The sequence below is a fragment of the Streptococcus sp. 20925_1_22 genome, assembly GCF_041431685.1.
GTDB lineage: Bacteria > Bacillota > Bacilli > Lactobacillales > Streptococcaceae > Streptococcus.
In genome coordinates, this window is sequence record NZ_JAPVYE010000002.1 from 51,508 (window position 1) to 73,933 (window position 22,426).

Below are 22,426 nucleotides of genomic sequence, written 5' to 3' on the forward strand. Positions count from 1 at the left end.
GTGAAATCTATAAAAATTAAAAAAGTTTTTCACAAAATAGACAAAAATAATCTGGCAAATCAGCGCTTATTGTATGGCATTCACAAAATAACAGGAAAAAGTTTGTGAATGTTAAGTGAAAGTGTTTACAAAAAACATTAAATAGGTTATAATTAAATTGTGAAATATTTAACAAAGGTTAGTGTTCTTCGTCTAACCTAAGGCAAAACCATTGGAGGAATAGAATGGCTGAAAAGAAGAAAACGGTAGAACAAGAAGACAAGGCTTTGGCAGCGCAAAAGCATGTCGATGAATTGGTGCAAAAAGGTCTGGTTGCACTAGAGGAAATGAGAAAGCTGAATCAGGAACAGGTGGACTACATTGTAGCCAAGGCCTCTGTAGCAGCTTTGGATGCTCACGGTGAGTTGGCTCTGCACGCTTATGAAGAAACAGGTCGCGGAGTTTTTGAGGATAAGGCAACTAAAAACCTTTTCGCCTGTGAACACGTTGTGAATAACATGCGCCATACAAAGACTGTTGGCGTTATTGAGGAAGATGATGTAACTGGTTTGACCCTGATTGCGGAGCCAGTGGGTGTTGTCTGCGGTATCACACCGACTACCAACCCGACTTCAACAGCAATTTTCAAATCTTTGATTTCCTTGAAGACTCGTAATCCGATCATCTTTGCTTTCCACCCATCTGCTCAAGAATCATCTGCTCATGCAGCGCAAATCGTGCGTGATGCAGCGATTGCAGCAGGTGCGCCTGAAAACTGTGTGCAGTGGATTACAGCGCCATCGATGGAAGCAACTTCTGCCCTTATGAACCATGAAGGGATTGCAACAATCCTTGCGACAGGTGGTAACGCAATGGTGAAGGCAGCTTACTCATGTGGTAAGCCAGCTCTTGGGGTTGGTGCCGGAAACGTACCAGCTTATGTGGAAAAATCCGCGAATATCCGTCAAGCAGCGCATGATATCGTTATGTCTAAGTCCTTTGACAATGGTATGGTCTGTGCCTCTGAGCAAGCGGTTATCATTGACAAGGAAGTTTATGATGAATTTGTAGCAGAGTTCAAATCTTATCATACTTACTTTGTAAATAAGAAAGAAAAAGCTCTGTTGGAAGAATTCTGCTTCGGTGCTAAGGCAAATAGCAAGAACTGTGCTGGTGCTAAGCTCAATCCGGATATCGTTGGTAAGCCAGCTACTTGGATTGCAGAGCAAGCAGGTTTCAGCGTGCCAGAAGATACGAATATCTTGGCTGCAGAGTGTAAAGAAGTTGGTGAAAAAGAGCCATTGACACGTGAAAAATTGTCACCTGTCATTGCTGTGCTCAAGTCTGAATCCCGTGAAGACGGTGTTGAAAAAGCCCGTCAAATGGTAGAATTCCATGGTCTTGGTCATTCAGCTGCTATCCATACAGCGGACGAAGAGTTGACCAAGGAATTTGGTAAGGCTGTCCGTGCTATCCGTGTTATTTGCAACTCACCTTCTACTTTCGGCGGTATCGGGGATGTTTATAATGCCTTCCTGCCATCACTGACTCTGGGCTGTGGATCTTATGGTCGCAACTCAGTTGGTGATAACGTTAGTGCTGTGAATCTCTTGAACATCAAAAAAGTAGGAAGACGTAGAAATAATATGCAATGGATGAAACTCCCTTCAAAAACTTACTTCGAGCGTGACTCTATCCAATATCTGCAAAAATGTCGCGATGTGGAACGTGTCATGATCGTAACAGACCATGCTATGGTAGAGCTTGGTTTCCTAGATCGTATCATCGAACAACTTGATCTTCGTCGGAATAAGGTTGTTTACCAAATCTTTGCAGACGTAGAGCCAGATCCAGATATCACAACAGTTGAACGTGGTACAGAGATTATGCGTACCTTCAAACCTGATACAATCATCGCGCTTGGTGGTGGTTCGCCAATGGACGCAGCTAAAGTAATGTGGCTCTTCTATGAGCAACCAGAAGTGGACTTCCGTGACCTTGTGCAAAAATTCATGGATATCCGTAAACGTGCCTTCAAATTCCCGTTGCTTGGTAAGAAGACTAAGTTTATCGCAATCCCAACCACATCTGGTACGGGTTCAGAAGTAACACCGTTTGCCGTTATCTCTGATAAGGCTAACAACCGCAAGTACCCAATCGCTGACTACTCTCTGACTCCAACTGTAGCCATTGTAGACCCAGCTCTGGTACTGACTGTTCCAGGATTTGTCGCAGCGGACACTGGTATGGACGTGCTGACTCACGCAACAGAAGCTTATGTATCTCAGATGGCCAGCGACTTTACAGATGGTTTGGCTCTCCAAGCTATCAAACTCGTCTTTGAAAATCTGGAAAGCTCTGTTAAGAATGCTGATTTCCACTCTCGCGAAAAGATGCATAATGCCTCTACTATTGCTGGTATGGCCTTTGCCAATGCCTTCCTGGGAATTTCCCACTCTATGGCCCATAAGATTGGTGCTCAGTTCCATACGATCCATGGTCGTACAAATGCGATCTTGCTGCCATACGTAATCCGCTACAACGGTACACGTCCAGCTAAGACAGCGACATGGCCTAAGTACAATTACTACCGTGCGGATGAGAAATACCAAGACATCGCTCGTATGCTTGGCTTGCCAGCTTCTACTCCAGAAGAAGGTGTTGAATCTTACGCAAAAGCTGTTTATGAACTGGGAGAACGTGTCGGTATCCAAATGAACTTCAAGGCTCAAGGTATTGACGAAAAAGAATGGAAAGAACATTCACGTGAATTGGCCTTCCTTGCCTATGAAGACCAATGTTCTCCAGCCAACCCACGCCTTCCAATGGTTGACCACATGCAGGAAATCATCGAAGACGCATACTATGGCTACAAGGAACGCCCAGGACGCCGCAAATAAGCGAGCAGCTTCCTCAATTAAAAATAAGACAGTTTGTCGGTCATCCCCTGCCCTTTGGTGGGGGATATTTCTATGTGTCTTAGCGAGGCAAGACCGTCGGTCGAAGCTGAGCTTAGAGACATTGATGCTGATGAGCGGATTAACGTGAGCGCTAGGTTTCTTAACGAAACGTGTCCGTAGGACAAAGTTGAGTTATAGAGCAGTGGATGCAGTTTTGTTCGTTAGGAAGAAAGCTATATACCTTGGAGTAACATTTAGCGAGGCAAGACCTCTGGTCGAAGCCGAGCTTAGAGACATTGATGCTGAGGAGCGGAGCGACGTGAGCGCTATGTGTCTTAACGAAGCGTGTCCGTAGGACAAAGTTGAGTTATAGAGCAGTGGATGCAGTTTTGTTCGTTAGGAAGAAAGCTATATACCTTGAAGTAACAATTAGCGAGGCAAGACCTCTGGTCGAAGCTGAGCTTAGAGACATGGATGCTGAGGAGCGGAGCGAGGTGAGCGCTAGGTCTCTTAACGAAAGGAACTTGCTGGGATAAAAAGATGTAAACCATCTGACTACTTGTGATTGAGTGAGCTTTTGTGCTAAGATAAGGAGACAATGGAAAAAAGGAGAGCAATGTGATTTTTTTATCTTTATGGGCTGGGCTGTTGAGTGGTCTTTGCTGGTTATTGGGGGATATTCTGCTGGTTGGCTTTGAGGTAGATAAGGAAAGTTATGCCTACTTTACGGAGCAGAGTCGGATTGGCAATAAGAATCTGGCTATGCTGATGCTGTCTGGTTCTGTCAATCGGCTGCGTCTGGGTGCTCTGGTGGCTAACTTCTCAATTCCTCTTATGTTAGTCTCGCTTTATGCTCTCTTTGGTTTGACAAATAAGGGCTTGTGGGCCTACCTGTCAATAGCCTTGTTAGGAATTGGATTTGCCCTATCGCCAGTGGCACATGTGGCTTTTTACTACGTTGGGATCATCAGCAAAAAGGCTTATAAACGAAGCAACGGACAGGTCTGCTCAGACGAAGACAGCGAGCTTATCAATGAAGCAGTGCTCTTTCTAGATATAACCTGGCGGACAGCTATCGCTCTGACAGGTCTAGGTTGGCTCATTTACTCACTGCTAATAGTTGCCGGTCAGACAATATTGCCTGCTTATCTGGGGCTGCTGACCCCTTTACCGCTCAGTCTGTTAACTATCTTACTAGTAGAAAAGCTGAGAATCGGACGTCCCTACCTTAACGGAGCTGGCCTAAATATAGGATTTAGTTTGTTCTATTTACTGCTCCTGCTTCATATAGGTTCTTAGGCAGTGAATCGGTTAAATTTCAGAAAAAACAGAAAATCTATATGTTAACCTATTGAAAAATTTCTATTTCTGTGGTATGATGAAAGAGGTTTCAAGAATCGTTGGGAGGATAAGACATGAAAAACCCTACTTTACTTAAAGAATGTTTACATTATCGCGGAAGAGATGAAATGCCCGACGATTTTGATACCTTTTGGAATAAACAAGTGGCGGAGGCTTGCTAATTGGCACTCTGCTGATTTAAATTTCAAATATGGGCTTTCAAATAAGCTGGTTGAGCATAGTGTTTGTTAACTTTTATTCCTTTAAGACTGAAGTCTACAAAACTGCTTCCCCCTGGGACTAGGCATTTGCCTAGTTCTTTTTAGTTGTAGAAAAATGTTGGAACAGCCACGAAAAAAATAAATACTTTAGCTATATTCGTCTGTATAAGTTTCAAACTGAGATAAAAAGTAATACCTAAAAGGAAAGTACTTTCTAAAAGTAAAATCATATTGAAACTAATTGCAATAAATGTTAAGATAATAAATGTAAAGGCTTACAATAAATAAGTAAGGAGGATAGGAATCAAATGGAAGAGTTGAGACATAAGTTAATTGTGTCGTGTCAGGCTCTACCAAACGAACCATTACATAGCGACTTTATCATGGCTCGTATGGCAGTGGCGGCCAAAGAAGGAGGTGCTAGCGGAATTCGGGCTAACTCGGTTATAGACATCAAGGCTATTAAAGAAGCGGTGGATTTGCCAGTTATTGGGATTATCAAGAGAGATTATCCAGATGCCCAAGCTTTTATTACACCAACTATAGCGGAAGTGGATGAGCTGATGGAAGCCCATCCGGAGATTATCGCTTTAGATGCGACAAATTCCAGCAGACCTCAAGGAGAGAGTTTAAAAGCATTTTTCCAGAAAGTGAAAGCAAAATATCCTCAGCAGCTTTTGATGGCTGATTGTTCAACTCTTGACGAGATGCTGGAAGCTGATCGAATGGGATTTGATTTTATTGGAACAACCTTGGTGGGCTATACTAATCAGAGCCAGGGAGATAAGATTGAAGCCAATGACTTTGAAATCATCCGAAAAGCTTTAGCTGAGATTCAGCACCCTCTGATTGCTGAGGGGAATATTGATAGCCCTGAAAAGGTGAAAAGGGTTCTAGAGCTGGGAGCCTTTAGTGTGGTAGTTGGATCTGCCATTACACGGCCGCAGCTGATTACAAGGAAGTTTGCAGACGCAACGAAAGAATAGAAAAGAGGAAGAATATGTCAAAATTAGAAAAATATGAAGGTGTCATTCCAGCTTTTTATGCTTGTTATGATGAAGCAGGAGAAGTAAGCCCAGAACGTGTTCGTTCTTTGACTCAGTACTTTATTGATAAGGGAGTTAAGGGTGTCTATGTTAATGGTTCTTCTGGTGAGTGTATTTACCTCAGTGTAGCAGACCGGAAATTAATTTTGGAAAATGTCATGGAAGTGGCTAAGGGCAAGCTGACAGTTATCGCTCATGTGGCTTGCAATAACACTAAGGACAGTGTGGAACTGGCTAAGCATGCTGAAAGTTTGGGTGTTGATGCCATCGCTGCTATTCCTCCTATTTACTTCCGTTTGCCGGACTATTCTATCGCTAAGTACTGGAACGATATGAGTGCAGCGGCTCCGAATACTGACTTTGTCATCTACAATATTCCGCAGCTGTCTGGAACGACCCTGACACCAGCCCTCTATGCAGAAATGCGTAAAAATCCACGAGTTATTGGGGTTAAAAACTCTTCTATGCCGACTCAAGACATTCAAATCTTTGTAGCTGATGGAGGAGATGACCATATTGTCTTTAATGGACCAGATGAACAGTTCATCAGTGGTCGTGTTATTGGCGCAAAAGCTGGAATTGGTGGGACTTATGGGGTGATGCCTGATTTGTTCTTGAAATTGAATGAATTAATCAAACAATCCGATTTTGAAACAGCTAAAGAATTGCAATATGCAATCAATGATGTCATTTATAAAATGGTCAGTGGTCGAGCAAATCTTTATGCAGTGATCAAAGAAATTCTACGTCTAAATGAAAAATTAGATCTTGGTTCTGTAAGAGAACCACTAGAACCTTTGCATGAAGAAGATCTGGTAATTGCAAAAGAAGCAGCAGAACTTATTCAACAAGCACGAAAAGAATTTTTATAATAAATAAAATCAATATGGAGATATGCTATGGGCACAACAGGATTTACAATAATTGACTTAATTATCTTGATTGTTTATTTACTTGCGGTGTTGGTTGCAGGTATCTATTTCTCTAAAAAAGAGATGAAAGGAAAAGAGTTCTTTAAAGGAGATGGTTCGGTTCCTTGGTATGTTACTTCGGTATCCATTTTTGCCACAATGCTCAGTCCGATTTCCTTCTTGGGACTCGCTGGTAACTCTTATGCAGGTAGCTGGATTTTATGGTTTGCTCAATTAGGGATGGTTGTAGCTGTTCCACTGACAATTCGTTTTATCTTACCTATCTTTGCACGGATAGACATCGATACGGCATATGATTACTTGGATAAACGTTTTAATTCTAAAGCACTTCGTATTATTTCAGCACTCTTGTTTATTATTTATCAATTGGGGCGTATGTCTATCATTATGTACCTCCCATCAGCTGGTTTATCAGTATTGACAGGAATTGACATCAATATTTTGATTATTTTGATGGGTGCAATTGCAATTGTTTATTCTTATACTGGTGGTCTAAAATCCGTATTATGGACAGACTTTATTCAAGGTGTGGTTCTGATTAGTGGTGTCGTTGTAGCTTTATTTGTACTGATGGCTAATATTAAAGGTGGATTTGGTGCAGTAGCAGAAACATTAGCAAACGGGAAATTCCTTGCTGCAAATGAAAAACTTTTCGATCCTAACTTGCTTTCAAACTCCATCTTCTTAATTGTGATGGGTTCAGGCTTTACAATCTTGTCTTCCTATGCTTCATCTCAAGATTTGGTTCAACGTTTTACTACAACACAAAATATTAAGAAACTTAATAAAATGTTGTTCACAAATGGTGTCTTGTCACTTGCAACTGCAACAGTCTTTTACTTGATCGGTACAGGCTTGTACGTATTCTATCAAGTACAAAATGCAGGTAGTGCAGCTAGCAATATCCCTCAAGACCAAATCTTTATGTACTTTATTGCATACCAGTTACCAGTAGGTGTCACAGGTTTGATCTTGGCAGCGATTTATGCAGCAGCTCAATCAACTATTTCAACAGGTTTGAACTCTGTTGCAACTTCATGGACATTGGATGTTCAAGATGTCATTTCTAAAAATATGTCAGACGATCGTCGTACGAAAATTGCACAATTCGTATCTCTAGCAGTAGGTTTATTCTCAATTGTTGTTTCCATTATCATGGCTCATTCAGATATTAAATCTGCATACGAATGGTTCAATAGTTTCATGGGACTTGTACTTGGTCTACTTGGTGGTGTATTCATTCTTGGTTTTGTTTCTAAAAAAGCAAATAAACAAGGTGCTTATGCAGCGCTGATTGTATCAACCATCGTTATGGTATTTATTAAATACTTCCTTCCTCCAACAGCTGTTAGCTACTGGGCATATTCATTGATTTCAATTTCTGTATCAGTAGTTTCAGGTTATATTGTATCTGTTCTTACTGAAAATAAAGTATCTGCACCTAAATATACAACGATTCATGATATTCCAGAAATTAAAGCGGATTCAAGTTGGGAAGTTCGTCACTAATAGAAAAGAGAAAATAATATGATTATTTCCGAACAATCTGATTTTAGACGATATGCTTCTGTAAATAAACATTTTTCAAAAGTCTGTGATTTTTTAGAAAATACAAATTTGACAGATTTAGTTGATGGAAAAATTGATATTGACGGAGAAAATGTTTTTGCAAATTGTATGATCTATCTAGCTGATGGAGTTCCAGGAGCTATTTTTGAAACTCATAAGAAATATTTAGATATTCATATTGTTATTGAAAATACTGAAAAAATGGCAGTAACTTCCCCAGTTCGTGCCCAGTCACGTGTACCTTTTAGCGAAGAAAAGGATATTGCTTTTTACGATAGCAAAGACTATCAAATTGTTGAATTGCTTCCAGGGAATATGTTGGTGACTTTTGAAGAAGATCTTCACCAACCAAAAATTCATTGTAATGATGAACCTGTTAAAAAACTTGTTATCAAAGTTTTAAACGAGGAAAAATAAAAATGAAAAAAATATTTAACAAGTACAGACGCAGGTACTACCTGGAGTGTACCGGAATATTTGAAATTTGATTCAAATCCAAGTTATGAAACACAATTATCAATCATCAATTATAGTCAATTGATTGATGGGAAAAGGCTGTCATTTTAAGTACTCCAAACTCCACAAATGTTCGTAAACAAGGACAAATTTGGATTGGTCTAATTAATGATGATAATACAATTGATTGGCGTTATCATCACGATGTTGATTATAGTAACTATGGATACTCATATTCAACATTGACAGAGTTACCGAATCATGAAATTGGATTGATGTTTGAAAAATTTGATTCATGGTCTCGTAATGAACTTCATATGAAAAATGTTGTACCATATATAACATTTAAAATTGAAGATTTGAAAAAGAATTAAAGCTGAAATTTAAAAATATATAGAAAGAGGATAAAAATTATGGTAAATTACGGTATTGTTGGAGCTGGATATTTTGGCGCTGATTTGGCTCGCTCAATGAACAAAATTGAAGATGCAAAAGTGGTTGCGGTATTTGACCCAAATCACGGAGAAGAAGTTGCTCAAGAGTTGGGATCAGATGTTTGTGCAAGTTTAGATGAACTTGTAGCACGTGAAGATATTGATTGTGTGATCGTAGCTTCACCTAGCTACCTTCACCGTGAACCGGTTGTGAAAGCTGCTCAACATGGCAAACACGTATTTTGTGAAAAGCCAATTGCATTGTCTTATGAAGATTGTAAAGCCATGGTTGACGCATGTAAAGAAAATAATGTTATCTTTATGGCTGGTCACATCATGAACTTCTTTAATGGTGTACACCATGCTAAAGAATTGATTACTCAAGGAAAAATCGGTAAAGTTCTTTATTGCCATGCCGCTCGTACAGGTTGGGAAGAACAACAACCAACTGTATCATGGAAGAAACTTCGTTCTCAATCTGGAGGACATTTGTACCACCATATTCATGAATTAGATTGCATTCAGTTTATCATGGGAGGACTTCCTGAAAAAGCGACAATGGTAGGAGGCAATGTATATCATAAAGGTGAAAACTTTGGTGATGAAGATGATATGCTCATTGTAAACTTAGAATACTCTGATGATCGTTATGCTGTTTTGGAATATGGTAATGCTTTCCGTTGGGGTGAACACTACGTCTTGATTCAAGGAACTGAAGGAGCTATCAAACTTGACTTGTTCAATACTGGCGGTACTCTTCGTGTTAAAGGTGAAGGAGAATCACACTTCTTAGTTCATGAAACTCAAGAGGAAGATGATGACCGTACAGCTATCTATACCGGTCGTGGTATGGATGGAGCAATTGCGTACGGTAAACCAGGAGTACGTTGCCCATTATGGTTGCAAACATGTATTGATAAAGAAATGGAATATCTACATGACATCATTAAAGGTGGAGAAATTACAGAAGAATATGAAAAACTTCTCAATGGTGTAGCTGCTTTAGAATCAATCGCTACCGCTGATGCATGTACTTTATCAGTTAAAGAAGATCGAAAAGTAAGGCTTTCAGAAATCACAAATGCTTAACTTTTGTAAAACAGAATAGTAAATTCTTGTAATTATATACTTTCTAAAGTTCTGTGATACAACCCATTGAATAAAGAAATAGAGATGAGGCTGGGACAAAAGTCTAACTTAATTTGACAATTTAGGATTTAAAAACACATGATGTCAGTCAAGAGGAAAAGGGGACGCATACAGTCTCTAATGATTTCTTTTACAATGTGATTGAAATGGAAACAACAGATGAAGAACACCGCGTGTGGGAAAGCCACCGAGCCTACTATGACGTTTATGTTCTATTTGAAGGAAAAGAACGCATCTCATATAATTTTTTGTCCAATATGGAAGAAGGGGATTATGATGCGGAGGGAGACTGGCAGCAGATGTCTGGGCAAGCCTTGTTTGACCTGATATTCACTCCTGGCAGCCTGCTCTTGCTGGATCCTAATGACGCCCATAAGACTGGACTGATCGCTGAAGAAGCCGGCCCCATCCGTAAGGTTGTCTTTAAAGTAAAAATTGTATAACAGGCTGCGGGCGGGATGAGAAAGACAGATTGTTCTCAACATGCTGCCCCAGCTTTTTTAGTCAGTTTTGAGCTTTGTTTTTTGCTGCAAGTCTCTAAGGGAGACTGAGCTAGCAAGTGTTGGAATTACTTTTGAGAAAGTGGTAGAATAAAGAAAATAGTTGCAGGAGGAAAGTGTCTGATGGTTTCTTTGGAAAAAAACATTTTGCCAGTGATTGAGTCTGTATACGGCAGTCTGACACACCTGGAAAAGAAGATTGCAGATTATTTTCTGTCTGATGAGGCGCTGACAGCTAATCTATCGGCTCAGGCTGTGTCTCAGAAGCTCTATGTCTCTGTGCCTTCTCTGACTCGCTTTGCCAAGAAATGTGGCTTTTCAGGCTACCGGCAGTTTATCTTTGAATTTCAGGAATCCAGCTCAGAAAGTAAAAATGTCAGTAGGGATTTGACGAGAAATGTCTTGTCTGATTATGGCGAATTGCTCAATAAGACTTTTTCCTTGATTGACGAAGAACAGTTCCTGCGCGTGGGGGATATGCTCAACAATGCTGGTCGAGTCTATATCTACGGGCAGGGGAGTTCAGGCTTAGTGGCTCGGGAAATGGAGTTTCGCTTCATGCGGTTGGGAATGGTTTGTAAGGCCATTACGGACGACCATATGATTCGGGTGAATAGAGTCATGCTGGATCCGGACTGTCTGGTTATTGGCATTTCCATATCTGGCGAGACTAAAATTATCACGCAGGCTATTCAGAATGCCAAAAAAGTCGGAGCCAAGACTGTGCTGGTAACTTCCAATAACAGCGACGACTTGAGGCAGCAGTGTGATGAACTGGTCCTAGTAGCTGTCAAGAAGCACTTGGCACAGGGCAATAATATCTCTCCTCAGTTTCCGGTTTTAGTTGTGATGGACATTTTCTATGCCTATTATATAGATTTAGACCGAGATTATCGCAGCCAAATCTTTACAAATACACTTTCAGCTTTAGAAGAAAATCAAGAAGAGAAGGAGCATGAATCGTGAATATTGTAGGAATAGATATCGGTGGGACAACGATTAAAGCAGATCTCTATCGGTCTGATGGACGTAGTCTAAATGAGTTTCGAGAAGTTACTACTGAGATCGATTTTGAAAAGAAAACGAATCAGATTTTAGAGCAGGTTTGCCAGCTAATAGCATTTTATAAGGAGAAGTTTGAGCTAGATGGAGTAGCGATTTCATCTGCTGGTGTAGTTGACAGCCAGGCTGGGAAAATCAGTTACGCAGGCTATACCATTCCAGGTTATATTGGGACAGATTTCCGTAGTCGGGTTTTAAAAGAATTTGGTTTGCCGATTGCGATTGAAAATGATGTTAATTGTGCTGCTCTGGGTGAGGCTTGGCTAGGTGCTGCCAAAGGTCATGCTTCTGCGGTTATGATTACTGTCGGTACAGGCATTGGCGGTGGCATTATCTATGATGGAAAAATTGTCAATGGATCCACCTATACCGCTGGTGAGGTAGGCTATCTGCCCATGGAAGATGGACAGGACTGGCAATCCCAGGCCTCAACAACTGCCTTGTTAGCATTATACAGCCAAAAGACAGGTGAACAAGGCCATACTGGGCGTAGTTTTTTTGCGGCAGTAGACCAAGGAGATAAGCTGGCGCAGGAAACACTTGATATTTTCTTAGGTCGCCTAGCTAAAGGTCTCTTAACGCTATCCTATATTCTAAATCCAGAGGTGTTGATTGTCGGCGGCGGCATATTAGCTCGTTCTGAGCTTATTCTGCCACGTCTTGAAAGTCTGATGAAGCAGCAAGTAGTAGATCCGCGCTTTTTGCCTAGAGAGTTGGTGGCAGCAGCCCTAGGGAATGAAGCCGGACGATTAGGCGCTGTTCAACATTTTCTGAATCAGGAGAAAAAATCTGTTTGAAAAAGATGTTTTCAGAAAGAATATGATATAATTTATGCAAGTACGAAGCTGTATTCTTGAAGATAACTTGCCAGATGGTTGGACAGTCAGTTAGGAATGCAGATTTTAAAATCCGTTTTCGAAGGTTTTTGAAAACGAGGGGGTGAATAGATGGCCAATGAAACACTTGAAAAAATGCAGGAAATTGAAACTGCTGCAGAAGAAGTTTTGATGGGCTACAGGACGCAGGCTCAGGAGCTACGACAGCGCGTAGATGAAGATCTCAGGCAGCTAGGTCTGACTTATGACGATGAAACGCAGAAGCTGGCAGAGGAATTAACAGCGAGTTCCCAGCAAAAGTTGGTGCTCCTGCAGCAAGACTTGGAGCAGACAACTCAGCAGAATGAGGATAAGGTTGAGGCTGCGCTGACAGACAAAAAAGCAGACTTGGCGCGAGCCATTGTAGAGAAGGTGGTAGAAGCCTATGGCCATTAGTCAAATGCGGCAGTTGTCTCTGCTTCTGCCCAAGGAACTGCTGGATCAGCTTCTCTTTTACCTACAGGGTTTAGAGTCGGTTCAGATTCATGACTTGCGGCAGGAAGAGGACTGGCAGGCAGCCTTTGAGCAGGCTTTAGTCGGCCAGCCGGATCAGCAGTTATCTCAGCAGGATTTGCTCAGTCGTCAGGAAAAGCTCGAGAGACTGATTGCAGAGCTGGAGCCTTTTATGTCCAAAAAGAAACTGCTGGAAGCCTTAAAAGAAGAACCTTTGGAGTTGTCCTTTGCTGCTTTAGAGCAGGCAGGGAAGGCCCGAGATGAGGTGGCGCTGTTAGAAGGAATCAGCAAACAGCTCAAGGTCTTGCAAGAGGCCAAGGGTCAGATAGAAGCTGACCGCTTGGAAGTGGCTGCGCTGGAGAAGTGGGAGCCACTGGAGCTAACACCGCAAGCAGCTGCGACTTTCAGTCATCTGGGAGCGTTGATTGGGACGATTCCCAATACAGACGACGATGCTCTGCGCCTGACTCTGGGATCACATCCCGACCTGAAGTTTCAGGAAGTCTTTACCGATGATACGGAGCATGGGGTTCTTGTCTTTTACAAGACAGGCTCTCTGGAAGATGTTCGCAAAATCTTGAAAGAGTATGGCTTTAAGCCTTTTGAGTATGACCATGAGGAACTACCTGCTGAGCGGGTAGCCCAGCTCAAGGCCGATATTCGACAGAATGAGGCTGTGGCGGATGCTATGACTAAGAGTCTGGCAGCTTCTAGGAACGAGTTGGACCAGCTCAAGGTTCAGCTGGACTATCTCTGTAATCTCTCCTCTCGTCAAGAAAGTAAAAATCAGTTAGCCAGTACGCAAAATCTAGCAGCCTTGGAAGGCTGGATCGAAAGCAATCAAGTTCAAGCTCTTGAGGCTTGCTTGGCAGAGCAGTTTGGCCAGAGCATTCTCATCCAGGTCAGAGAGATTCGACAGGACGAGGAAGATAAGGTTCCGACCAAGCTTAAAAACAATGCCTTAGTGGAGCCTTTCGAGCTAGTGACGGAGATGTATTCCCTGCCTAAGTATGGTGATAAGGATCCTACCCCCGTCGTTTCCCTATTTTATTTTGTATTCTTTGGGATGATGGTTGCAGATATCGGCTACGGTCTCTTGCTCTTTGTGGGCACCAGCCTGGCGCTGCACTTCTTGCATGTCAAGTCGGGGTTGGCTAAGAATCTGCGATTCTTCCGCCTGCTGGGCGTGGCAGTCATTATCTGGGGACTGGTTTATGGCTCTTTCTTTGGCTTTGAACTGCCCTTTGCTCTGATTAGTACCAGCTCAGACGCCATGATGATTCTGGTTATTTCGGTCGTCTTTGGCTTCATTACAGTGCTGGCGGGCCTCTTCCTCAGCGGTCTGAAAAATATCCGCCTCAAGGATTATGCAGAAGCTTATAATGCAGGCTTTGCTTGGGTGCTGATTTTGCTGGGGCTGCTACTCTTGGCCCTGGGAAATTTCTTCCCATTCTTGGCCTTTGCAGCAACGATTGGTCAGTGGCTGGCCATCATCAATGCTCTGGGCATACTGGCAGTATCCATTGTCAGTGCTAAGAGTTTGGCAGGGCTGGGGTCAGGTCTCTTTAATCTCTACAATGTCAGTGGTTATGTAGGAGATCTTGTCAGCTTTACGCGGCTGATGGCTCTGGGGCTTTCGGGGGCCAGCATTGGCTCGGCTTTTAACTTGATTGTCAGCCTCTTTCCACCTGTCGCTCGCTTTAGCATTGGTATTCTGCTCTTTATTGCCCTGCATTTGGTCAATATGTTTCTATCTTTTCTGTCCGGCTATGTGCACGGAGCACGTTTGATTTTCGTGGAATTCTTCGGGAAATTTTACGACGGCGGCGGCAAGCCTTTCACTCCGCTCAAGCCTAGTGAAAAATACGTTCAGCAAAGCAAGAAATAAAGATTAGAAACTATGGTAAGAGATGAGAAGCTCATCTTAAGAAATACAGTTTCTACAACATCAAAACAAGCAACATTCATTAAACTAGCTGTTGGTTTTACGACGATTACAGCATTTTCATAGGAGTAAATCATGGAACATTTAGCATCATATTTTGGAACTTACGGCGGCGCCTTTTTTGCAGGTCTGGGAGTAGCTTTGGCGGTCTTTCTTAGCGGAATGGGCTCAGCTCTAGGTGTTGGAAGCACCGGTCAGGCAGCGGCAGCCCTCTTGAAAGAGCAGCCGGAAAAATTCGCTCAAGCTTTGATTTTACAGCTTTTGCCGGGTACCCAAGGTCTCTATGGCTTTGTTATTGGGATTACCGTCTTCTTTAATATCAAGCCAGAATTGGCTCTGCAATCAGGCGTGGCTTATTTCCTAGCCGCTTTGCCAGTTGCGATCGTTGGTTACTTTTCAGCCAAGCATCAAGGACGAGTGGCGACAGCTGGTATTCAGATTTTGGCCAAGCGTCCGGAAGAGGTCATGAAAGGGGTTATCCTAGCGGCCATGGTTGAAACCTACGCCATCTTGGCCTTCGTTGTATCCTTCATCATGGTTCTGAATGTGAAGTAAGGAGGCTTTTATGTCTGACATATCAGATCTCAAAGCTTCTGTCTTGGAGCAGGCTCACGAGAAGGGGCGTTTGCTTTTGGCCGAGGCTACTGAGAAAATAGAGCAGGAAGCCAAGGAACGTGAGGCCCAGCTGGTTCGGCAAAAGCTTGGACAGCGGGAACAGCAGCTGAAAGAAATCAGCCGGCGCAGTCAGCGCGATATTCAGCAGTTGGAAAATCAAAAACGTCAATCTACCTTGGTCATCAAGCAGCGGGTTCTCAGAGAGCTTTTTGAGGAAGCCTATGCTCAGATGGCGGCTTGGTCAGCAGCTGAAGAAGAGCATTTTCTGAAGAGTGTCCTGGCTAAATATCCAGAGGAAGAGTTGACGCTGGTTTTTGGTGCTCTGTCTGCTGAGAAATTCAGCTTCAGCCAGTTAGAAGAATTGAAAAGGGCTTTTCCTCAAGTACACTTTTCAGACCAGTCCATAGCCGGTCAGGCAGGTTTTGTATTGAGCCAAGGACGGGTGGATGATAGTTATCTCTATCGTGACTTGCTGGACTCAGTCTGGCAGGAGGAAAGCTACCGTCTGGCTCAGGATATTTTCAAAGACCAGGCAGAATAGGAGGCGGACCATGAGTGAAAAAAACTTCTCTCAAGTCAATACAGCCATTAGTGTGCAAGAGGCTTCCTTTTTGACACCCCAGCAATATGATCAGTTGCTGCAGACTGACGATCCTGCTAGCCGTTCGGCTCTTCTGCAGGGAACGGTCTATGCCATGGATGCTGAAGCGATTAAGGATCTCAATGCCATTGAGCAAGTACTGATGAAGCATTTGTATTCCGTTTATAATTGGGCGCTTGAGATTAGTCCAAGTAAGGAGCTGGTGGAGATTTTCACGCTCCGCTACACCTACCATAATCTCAAAGTTTTTCTCAAGGGTCGGGCGACAGGTCAATCCTTGGAGCATTTGCTGATGCCGGTGGGGACCTATTCGCTGGAGGTTTTGGAGCACTTGGTCATGGCCTTTTCGGCTGAGTATTGTCCAGATTTCATGCTGGACGAGGTGCTTGCGACCTGGCAGGAATATCAGGATTATCAGGATGTGCGCGTGCTGGAGATTGGCATGGACATGGCCTACTTCCAGCATCTTAAGCGTCTGACACAGGAGTTGGAAGACGAGAGCTTGCTGCAGCTGGTAAATCTGACTATTGATTTTTACAATGCTATCACCGTCAAGCGGGCTGTTGATTTGGGAAAACCGCGCAGCTTTATGAGGCAACTCTTGTCTGATGAAGGAAGTCTTTCTGCTGCCAACTGGATTGCCATGGCAGAGCAGGGGGATTTCTTGACTTGGTTTAGCCAGATCAATCCCTGTGGTTACGATCTGGATCTGCGCTCTTATGAGGAAAAAATGCGGAACCAGACCTTGACGACAGTAGAGTTAGAATATCTAGCGGACCTCTTGCAGGCTAAGTTGCTGGCGGCTGGTCAGTTTGAGACAGATGGACCCCTCCCTCTGGCCCGCTATCTGCTGGGCAAGGAGTTGGAAATCAAGAATCTGCGGTTGATTTTGACCGGAATGGACAATCAGCTGCCCGTAGAGCTTATCAGAGAAAGGATGCGACCGATTTATGGACAAGACTAGCTACAAGATTGCGGTCGTGGGGAATCGCGATACCATTCTCCCTTTTAAGCTGATTGGTTTTCAAACCTTTCTAGTGAAGGAAGCTCAGGAGACGATCAATACCCTGCGTCGGCTCGCCCGCGAAGATTTCGGCATTATCTATCTGACGGAGGATATGGCGGCAGATATTCCAGAAACCCTGGCCTACTATGACCAGCTGGAGATTCCTGCTCTTGTGCTCATTCCTACCCATAAGGGGAGCACGGGGCTGGCTCTTTCGCGGATTCATGAAAATGTCGAAAAGGCTGTCGGACAAGATATATTGTGAGGTTTTTATGCGAATCAATCAACTAGGTCAACCCATTGGGAATGCTCTGCCGGATTTTCAGCCGGGGGACTTGCCTAACTTGGAGCGAATCGAAGGCCAGTATGTTATTATCGAGCGTTTGTCCAAGGACAAGCATGGGGCGGATTTGTATGAAGTGTATGGCCCAGATTCTCCTGCGGATATGTGGACCTATCTATTTCAAAATCCTGCTCAAAATCAGGAAGAATGGTCCCAGAAGCTAGAACAGATGCTGGCAGCACAGGATCGTTTTCACTATGCGATTGTGGATAAGGAGAGCGGTAAGACTTTAGGAACTTTTGCCTTGATGAGGATTGACCGAAATAACCGCGTTATCGAAGTGGGAGCTGTGACCTATTCGCCTAAGCTGAAGCGCACCAGACTGGCTACAGAAGCCCAGTACTTACTAGCACGCTATGTCTTTGAAGAGCTGGAGTATCGTCGCTATGAATGGAAATGCGACTCCCTCAATCAGCCTTCAAGGCGGGCAGCAGAGCGGCTTGGTTTCACTTATGAAGGTAGGTTTCGTCAGGCTATTGTCTATAAGGGGCGCAACCGAGATACTGACTGGCTGTCTATGATTGACAAGGATTGGCCGGTCGTCAAGAGCCGTCTAGAAAAATGGCTGAGCCCAGACAATTTCGACGAAAAGGGCCAGCAAATAAAAGCCTTATCTGATTTTTAAAATAAAAAGTAACAATCCTTGCCCTAGAGCTAGCTAAGAAGAATTTCAAACTCGCGGCAAGAATCAAAAAATACTCTTTGGAAATGAATTTCAAACTGTTACTTAGTTTGAGCTTTGATTTTCATGGAGAATTAAGAAAAATCTCCCAAGAATGGAGGAAGATTGTGAGTCAAGGAAAGATTATCAAAGTTTCTGGTCCTCTGGTGCTGGCATCAGGGATGCAGGAAGCGAATATTCAGGATATCTGCCGGGTTGGCGATTTGGGGCTGATCGGTGAAATTATTGAAATGCGGCGGGACCAAGCCTCTATTCAGGTTTATGAAGAAACTTCTGGCTTGGGTCCGGGAGAGCCGGTCATCACGACTGGAAGTCCTCTGTCCGTTGAGCTGGGACCAGGTCTGATTTCTCAGATGTTTGACGGGATTCAGCGGCCTTTGGAGCGTTTCCAGACCATCACGGCAAGCGACTTCCTCGTTCGCGGTGTCCAACTGCCAAATCTAGACCGAGAGGCTAAGTGGGATTTTGTTCCAAGTCTGTCTGTTGGAGATGCAGTTGAGGCTGGCGATATTCTGGGCACGGTGCAGGAGACCAATCTGGTGGAGCACCGCATCATGGTGCCAGTCGGCGTCAGTGGACGATTGGCTAATATCTCAGCTGACAGTTTCACTGTTGAAGAGACTGTTTATGAGATTGAGCAGGCGGACGGTTCTGTCTTTAAAGGGACTCTCATGCAAAAATGGCCGGTCCGTCGTGGGCGTCCTTTTGCTCAGAAGCTGATTCCGGTTGAGCCTTTGGTGACAGGTCAGCGGGTCATTGATACCTTCTTCCCAGTGACCAAGGGCGGAGCAGCTGCTGTACCAGGACCATTCGGGGCTGGTAAGACTGTGGTTCAGCACCAGGTGGCCAAGTTTGCCAATGTTGACATCGTTATCTATGTCGGCTGCGGTGAGCGTGGCAATGAGATGACTGACGTACTTAATGAATTTCCAGAACTAATCGACCCGGCGACAGGCCAGTCCATCATGCAGCGAACGGTGCTGATTGCCAACACCTCCAATATGCCGGTGGCAGCCCGGGAAGCGTCGATTTACACAGGGATTACTATCGCAGAATACTTCCGTGACATGGGTTATTCTGTGGCCATCATGGCGGACTCCACCTCTCGCTGGGCAGAAGCCCTGCGGGAAATGTCCGGCCGTCTGGAAGAAATGCCGGGTGACGAAGGCTATCCAGCCTATCTTGGCAGCCGGATTGCTGAGTACTATGAGCGGGCAGGCCGGGTCAAGACACTCGGTTCAACTGCGCGCGAAGGCTCTATAACCGCTATCGGAGCCGTATCACCTCCGGGCGGCGATATTTCTGAGCCGGTGACGCAAAATACCCTGCGAATTGTCAAGGTCTTCTGGGGCTTGGATGCCCAGCTGGCTCAACGCCGGCATTTCCCAGCTATCAACTGGCTGAGCTCATACTCACTCTATCTAGACGAAGTGGGAGCATATATCGACCAGCATGAGAAGATTGCTTGGGCGGAAAAGGTGACCAAGGCCATGAATATCCTGCAAAAGGAAAGCGAACTGCAGGAAATCGTGCGTTTGGTGGGCTTAGATTCCTTGTCTGAGAAGGACCGGCTGACCATGAATGCAGCCAAGATGATCCGCGAGGACTATCTGCAGCAGAATGCCTTTGATGATGTGGACACCTATACTTCTTTCAAAAAACAGGTGGCTTTATTGAGCAATATCCTGACCTTCGATGCGGAGGCCAATCGTGCCTTGGAGCTGGGAGCTTATTTCCGGGAAATCATGGAAGGAACGGTGGAGCTGCGTGACCGAATTGCCCGCAGCAAGTTTATTCATGAAGACCAGCTGGAAAAAATTCAGGCTCTCAGTCAGACTATCGAGGAAACCCTGCACCAGATTCTTGCCCAAGGAGGACTAGACAATGAGCGTCATTAAAGAATACCGCACCGTCAGTGAAGTTGTCGGCCCTCTGATGATTGTCGACCAAGTCGCTGGCGTGCATTTCAATGAATTGGTAGAAATCCAGCTACATGACGGAAGCAAGCGTCAGGGCCAGGTTCTGGAAGTCCAAGAAGATAAGGCTATGGTCCAGCTTTTTGAAGGCTCCAGTGGGATCAATCTGGAAAAAGCCAAGGTTCGCTTTACCGGTCGTCCGCTAGAGTTGCCAGTGTCAGAAGACATGGTGGGACGGATTTTCAATGGAATGGGCAAGCCAATTGATGGCGGTCCAGCAATCCTACCGGAAAAATATCTGGATATTGACGGACAAGCCATCAATCCAGTAGCTCGCGACTATCCGGATGAGTTTATTCAGACTGGAATTTCGGCCATTGACCACCTCAATACCTTGGTTCGGGGACAAAAACTGCCAGTATTCTCTGGCTCTGGTCTGCCTCATAAGGAATTGGCTGCTCAAATCGCCCGTCAGGCAACCGTGCTTAACTCTGATGAAAACTTCGCCGTGGTCTTTGCGGCCATGGGGATTACCTTTGAAGAAGCAGAGTTCTTCATGAATGACTTGAGAGAGACGGGAGCTATTGACCGATCGGTGCTCTTTATCAATCTGGCCAATGACCCAGCTATCGAGCGGATTGCGACGCCACGGATTGCCCTGACAGCAGCCGAGTATCTAGCTTATGAAAAGGATATGCACGTTCTGGTCATCATGACCGACATGACCAACTATTGTGAAGCCCTGCGGGAAGTCTCCGCAGCTCGTCGCGAGGTGCCGGGCCGTCGTGGGTATCCGGGCTATCTCTATACTAACCTGTCCACCCTCTATGAGCGGGCTGGACGTCTGGTTGGCAAGAAAGGCTCGGTGACGCAGATTCCGATTCTGTCCATGCCAGAGGATGACATCACCCATCCGATTCCAGACTTGACGGGTTATATTACGGAGGGGCAGATTATCCTTTCACGTGACCTATACAACAGCGGCTATCGTCCGCCCATCAATGTCCTGCCTTCTCTGTCTCGTCTCAAGGACAAGGGTTCGGGTGAGGGCAAGACCAGAGGTGACCATGCTGCAACCATGAACCAGCTATTTGCCGCCTATGCGCAAGGCAAGCAAGCCAAGGAGCTGGCTGTCGTTCTGGGGGAATCCGCCCTGTCCGAAACGGACAAGCTCTATGTGCGCTTTACTGACCGCTTTGAGCAGGAATACATCAATCAAGGTTTTCAGACCAACCGAACCATCGAGGAAAGCTTGGATCTGGGGTGGGAACTCCTGTCCATCTTACCTAGAACGGAGCTCAAGCGGATTAAGGACGATGTGATTGACCAATACCTGCCGCAGACCAAGGAGGAAGAAAGATGACACGACTCAATGTCAAGCCGACTCGGATGGAGCTGAATAACTTAAAAGCCCGTCTCAAAACGGCTGTCCGTGGGCATAAATTGCTCAAGGACAAGCGGGATGAGCTGATGCGGCGCTTCATTGAGTCAGTCCGTGAGAACAATCAGCTCCGCCAAAAGGTCGAATCCGCTCTGGTTGGCCACCTGCAGGACTTTGTCATGGCCAAGGCGCTGGAGAGCGACCTCATGGTTGAGGAGATTTTCGCTGTGCCCATGCGGGAAGTCAATCTGCATGTGGAGACTGAGAATATCATGAGTGTGCGCGTGCCCAAGATGTACGCCCATATTGACAATCCGCATACTGATGACGAGGGAGACGTGGTTTATAGCTATGTGGCGTCTAACAGCCAGATGGATGAAACCATTGAAAGCATGAGCGATCTGCTTCCTGACCTGCTGCGACTGGCTGAAATTGAGAAAAGCTGCCAGCTCATGGCGGATGAAATCGAGAAAACCCGCCGTCGGGTCAACGGACTAGAGTATGCTACCATCCCTGACCTCAAAGAAACTATCTACTACATCGAGATGAAGCTAGAAGAAGCCGAACGAGCCAGCCTCGTCCGAATGATGAAGGTGAAATAAGATGTGTAGGCGTTAAAAAACGACTGAAAAACAGGAACTGGACGATGGATTCGATGAATCCGAGCCAGTTCTCTTTTTTTCGAGTTTTTAGCTGTAGCTCGATTTAGCTGAGCTAACCTAGACTGAATAGATCTATTCACAGCAAAAATAGGAAAATAGACGAAGAAGTGACAGCTTCTAGGAGATTTTATCTTTTTTGCCCAGAGCTTAGGTCGGGTTCAGTTCACCAGAGTAGAAAAAATTCAAATAAGCCCAAAAGAAAAAACAGAAACTCTCCAAATGGGGTTCTTTTGCTTGTTGCCTGTTTTTATATGTTACAAACAAATCTCCATATTACAGGGGGCAGACAGTTTTGTTAAATAGGTCGAAAAAGGCTTTTTTCTTAGAAGATTTATGGTAAGATGGTTTTCGTATCATG

General features: G+C 44.5%; 21 protein-coding genes and 2 pseudogenes. All 23 read left to right on the forward strand.

The features are described from left to right. Positions 1-224: 224 nt before the first annotated feature. The 23 genes and pseudogenes from adhE to O3621_RS02840 all read left to right on the forward strand — a co-directional run bounded on the left by adhE (position 225) and on the right by O3621_RS02840 (position 22,008). Complete coding sequence (adhE, locus tag O3621_RS02730; RefSeq protein WP_371513576.1) at positions 225-2,879, forward strand: bifunctional acetaldehyde-CoA/alcohol dehydrogenase; 2,655 nt, start codon at positions 225-227, stop codon at positions 2,877-2,879. Positions 2,880-3,256: 377 nt separating this feature from the next. After that, positions 3,257-3,415: a shikimate dehydrogenase gene (locus tag O3621_RS02735; protein WP_371513760.1), complete on the forward strand. Its 159-nt coding sequence runs from the start codon at positions 3,257-3,259 to the stop codon at positions 3,413-3,415. Between the two features lie 82 nt (positions 3,416-3,497). Continuing rightward, on the forward strand, positions 3,498-4,178 hold the full coding sequence (locus tag O3621_RS02740; protein WP_002901985.1) for a DUF6796 family protein: 681 nt from the start codon (positions 3,498-3,500) through the stop codon (positions 4,176-4,178). A gap of 116 nt (positions 4,179-4,294) precedes the next feature. Further along, positions 4,295-4,402, forward strand: coding sequence for an acetylxylan esterase (locus O3621_RS02745; protein WP_023916874.1), 108 nt, complete (start codon positions 4,295-4,297; stop codon positions 4,400-4,402). Positions 4,403-4,749: 347 nt separating this feature from the next. Continuing rightward, complete coding sequence (locus O3621_RS02750; RefSeq protein ID WP_002917883.1) at positions 4,750-5,427, forward strand: N-acetylmannosamine-6-phosphate 2-epimerase; 678 nt, start codon at positions 4,750-4,752, stop codon at positions 5,425-5,427. Positions 5,428-5,441: 14 nt separating this feature from the next. Then, on the forward strand, positions 5,442-6,359 hold the full coding sequence (locus O3621_RS02755; protein ID WP_002917881.1) for a dihydrodipicolinate synthase family protein: 918 nt from the start codon (positions 5,442-5,444) through the stop codon (positions 6,357-6,359). Between the two features lie 27 nt (positions 6,360-6,386). Further along, a complete protein-coding gene (locus O3621_RS02760) occupies positions 6,387-7,928 on the forward strand; it encodes a sodium:solute symporter (protein WP_002917879.1) in 1,542 nt (513 codons plus the stop codon). An 18-nt stretch (positions 7,929-7,946) separates the two neighbouring features. Then, positions 7,947-8,405 carry a YhcH/YjgK/YiaL family protein gene (locus O3621_RS02765; protein ID WP_002917878.1) on the forward strand — a complete coding sequence of 153 codons (459 nt, stop codon included), beginning with the start codon at positions 7,947-7,949 and terminating at the stop codon, positions 8,403-8,405. Between the two features lie 12 nt (positions 8,406-8,417). After that, positions 8,418-8,818, forward strand: a pseudogene (locus O3621_RS02770) (sialidase); the annotation flags it as partial. 39 nt (positions 8,819-8,857) lie between these two features. Continuing rightward, positions 8,858-9,967, forward strand: a complete 1,110-nt coding sequence (locus O3621_RS02775; RefSeq protein ID WP_002917876.1) for a Gfo/Idh/MocA family protein — start codon at positions 8,858-8,860, stop codon at positions 9,965-9,967. Positions 9,968-10,095: 128 nt separating this feature from the next. Further along, positions 10,096-10,470 (forward strand): annotated as a pseudogene (locus O3621_RS02780) (YhcH/YjgK/YiaL family protein); the annotation flags it as partial. A gap of 180 nt (positions 10,471-10,650) precedes the next feature. Further along, positions 10,651-11,493, forward strand: a complete 843-nt coding sequence (locus tag O3621_RS02785) for a MurR/RpiR family transcriptional regulator (protein WP_002917874.1) — start codon at positions 10,651-10,653, stop codon at positions 11,491-11,493. Beyond that, a complete protein-coding gene (locus O3621_RS02790; RefSeq protein WP_002901996.1) occupies positions 11,490-12,386 on the forward strand; it encodes an ROK family protein in 897 nt (298 codons plus the stop codon). Before O3621_RS02785 ends, O3621_RS02790 begins: the two co-directional genes overlap by 4 nt. A 150-nt stretch (positions 12,387-12,536) precedes the next feature. Further along, positions 12,537-12,860, forward strand: coding sequence for a hypothetical protein (locus O3621_RS02795; RefSeq protein WP_002898771.1), 324 nt, complete (start codon positions 12,537-12,539; stop codon positions 12,858-12,860). Then, entirely contained in the window at positions 12,850-14,805 is a 1,956-nt protein-coding gene (locus tag O3621_RS02800) for a V-type ATP synthase subunit I (RefSeq protein WP_002917873.1), read from the forward strand. Before O3621_RS02795 ends, O3621_RS02800 begins: the two co-directional genes overlap by 11 nt. 132 nt (positions 14,806-14,937) lie before the next feature. After that, positions 14,938-15,417, forward strand: coding sequence for a V-type ATP synthase subunit K (locus O3621_RS02805; protein WP_002898768.1), 480 nt, complete (start codon positions 14,938-14,940; stop codon positions 15,415-15,417). 10 nt (positions 15,418-15,427) lie between these two features. Then, positions 15,428-16,018: a hypothetical protein gene (locus O3621_RS02810; RefSeq protein WP_371513582.1), complete on the forward strand. Its 591-nt coding sequence runs from the start codon at positions 15,428-15,430 to the stop codon at positions 16,016-16,018. A gap of 10 nt (positions 16,019-16,028) precedes the next feature. Next, complete coding sequence (locus tag O3621_RS02815; RefSeq protein ID WP_371513584.1) at positions 16,029-17,042, forward strand: V-type ATPase subunit; 1,014 nt, start codon at positions 16,029-16,031, stop codon at positions 17,040-17,042. Then, positions 17,029-17,349 carry a V-type ATP synthase subunit F gene (locus O3621_RS02820; protein ID WP_371513586.1) on the forward strand — a complete coding sequence of 107 codons (321 nt, stop codon included), beginning with the start codon at positions 17,029-17,031 and terminating at the stop codon, positions 17,347-17,349. Before O3621_RS02815 ends, O3621_RS02820 begins: the two co-directional genes overlap by 14 nt. A gap of 7 nt (positions 17,350-17,356) precedes the next feature. Further along, on the forward strand, positions 17,357-18,052 hold the full coding sequence (locus O3621_RS02825; RefSeq protein WP_111675142.1) for a GNAT family N-acetyltransferase: 696 nt from the start codon (positions 17,357-17,359) through the stop codon (positions 18,050-18,052). A 164-nt stretch (positions 18,053-18,216) separates the two neighbouring features. Further along, positions 18,217-20,007 carry a V-type ATP synthase subunit A gene (locus tag O3621_RS02830; RefSeq protein ID WP_172454686.1) on the forward strand — a complete coding sequence of 597 codons (1,791 nt, stop codon included), beginning with the start codon at positions 18,217-18,219 and terminating at the stop codon, positions 20,005-20,007. Continuing rightward, on the forward strand, positions 19,994-21,388 hold the full coding sequence (locus O3621_RS02835; protein WP_371513589.1) for a V-type ATP synthase subunit B: 1,395 nt from the start codon (positions 19,994-19,996) through the stop codon (positions 21,386-21,388). Before O3621_RS02830 ends, O3621_RS02835 begins: the two co-directional genes overlap by 14 nt. After that, entirely contained in the window at positions 21,385-22,008 is a 624-nt protein-coding gene (locus O3621_RS02840) for a V-type ATP synthase subunit D (protein ID WP_314448768.1), read from the forward strand. The genes O3621_RS02835 and O3621_RS02840 overlap by 4 nt, the downstream gene beginning before the upstream one ends. Positions 22,009-22,426: the final 418 nt, after the last annotated feature.

Bases quoted from the DNA above. Each gene is read 5' to 3' on its own strand.
- O3621_RS02820 (WP_371513586.1), top strand. From the start codon at position 17,029: ATGGACAAGACTAGCTACAAGATTGCGGTCGTGGGGAATCGCGATACC.
- O3621_RS02805 (WP_002898768.1), top strand. From the start codon at position 14,938: ATGGAACATTTAGCATCATATTTTGGAACTTACGGCGGCGCCTTTTTT.
- O3621_RS02785 (WP_002917874.1), top strand. From the start codon at position 10,651: ATGGTTTCTTTGGAAAAAAACATTTTGCCAGTGATTGAGTCTGTATAC.
- O3621_RS02755 (WP_002917881.1), top strand. From the start codon at position 5,442: ATGTCAAAATTAGAAAAATATGAAGGTGTCATTCCAGCTTTTTATGCT.
- O3621_RS02750 (WP_002917883.1), top strand. From the start codon at position 4,750: ATGGAAGAGTTGAGACATAAGTTAATTGTGTCGTGTCAGGCTCTACCA.
- O3621_RS02760 (WP_002917879.1), top strand. From the start codon at position 6,387: ATGGGCACAACAGGATTTACAATAATTGACTTAATTATCTTGATTGTT.
- O3621_RS02800 (WP_002917873.1), top strand. From the start codon at position 12,850: ATGGCCATTAGTCAAATGCGGCAGTTGTCTCTGCTTCTGCCCAAGGAA.
- O3621_RS02835 (WP_371513589.1), top strand. From the start codon at position 19,994: ATGAGCGTCATTAAAGAATACCGCACCGTCAGTGAAGTTGTCGGCCCT.
- O3621_RS02765 (WP_002917878.1), top strand. From the start codon at position 7,947: ATGATTATTTCCGAACAATCTGATTTTAGACGATATGCTTCTGTAAAT.
- O3621_RS02745 (WP_023916874.1), top strand. From the start codon at position 4,295: ATGAAAAACCCTACTTTACTTAAAGAATGTTTACATTATCGCGGAAGA.
- O3621_RS02795 (WP_002898771.1), top strand. From the start codon at position 12,537: ATGGCCAATGAAACACTTGAAAAAATGCAGGAAATTGAAACTGCTGCA.
- O3621_RS02815 (WP_371513584.1), top strand. From the start codon at position 16,029: ATGAGTGAAAAAAACTTCTCTCAAGTCAATACAGCCATTAGTGTGCAA.
- O3621_RS02775 (WP_002917876.1), top strand. From the start codon at position 8,858: ATGGTAAATTACGGTATTGTTGGAGCTGGATATTTTGGCGCTGATTTG.
- O3621_RS02825 (WP_111675142.1), top strand. From the start codon at position 17,357: ATGCGAATCAATCAACTAGGTCAACCCATTGGGAATGCTCTGCCGGAT.
- adhE (WP_371513576.1), top strand. From the start codon at position 225: ATGGCTGAAAAGAAGAAAACGGTAGAACAAGAAGACAAGGCTTTGGCA.
- O3621_RS02840 (WP_314448768.1), top strand. From the start codon at position 21,385: ATGACACGACTCAATGTCAAGCCGACTCGGATGGAGCTGAATAACTTA.
- O3621_RS02810 (WP_371513582.1), top strand. From the start codon at position 15,428: ATGTCTGACATATCAGATCTCAAAGCTTCTGTCTTGGAGCAGGCTCAC.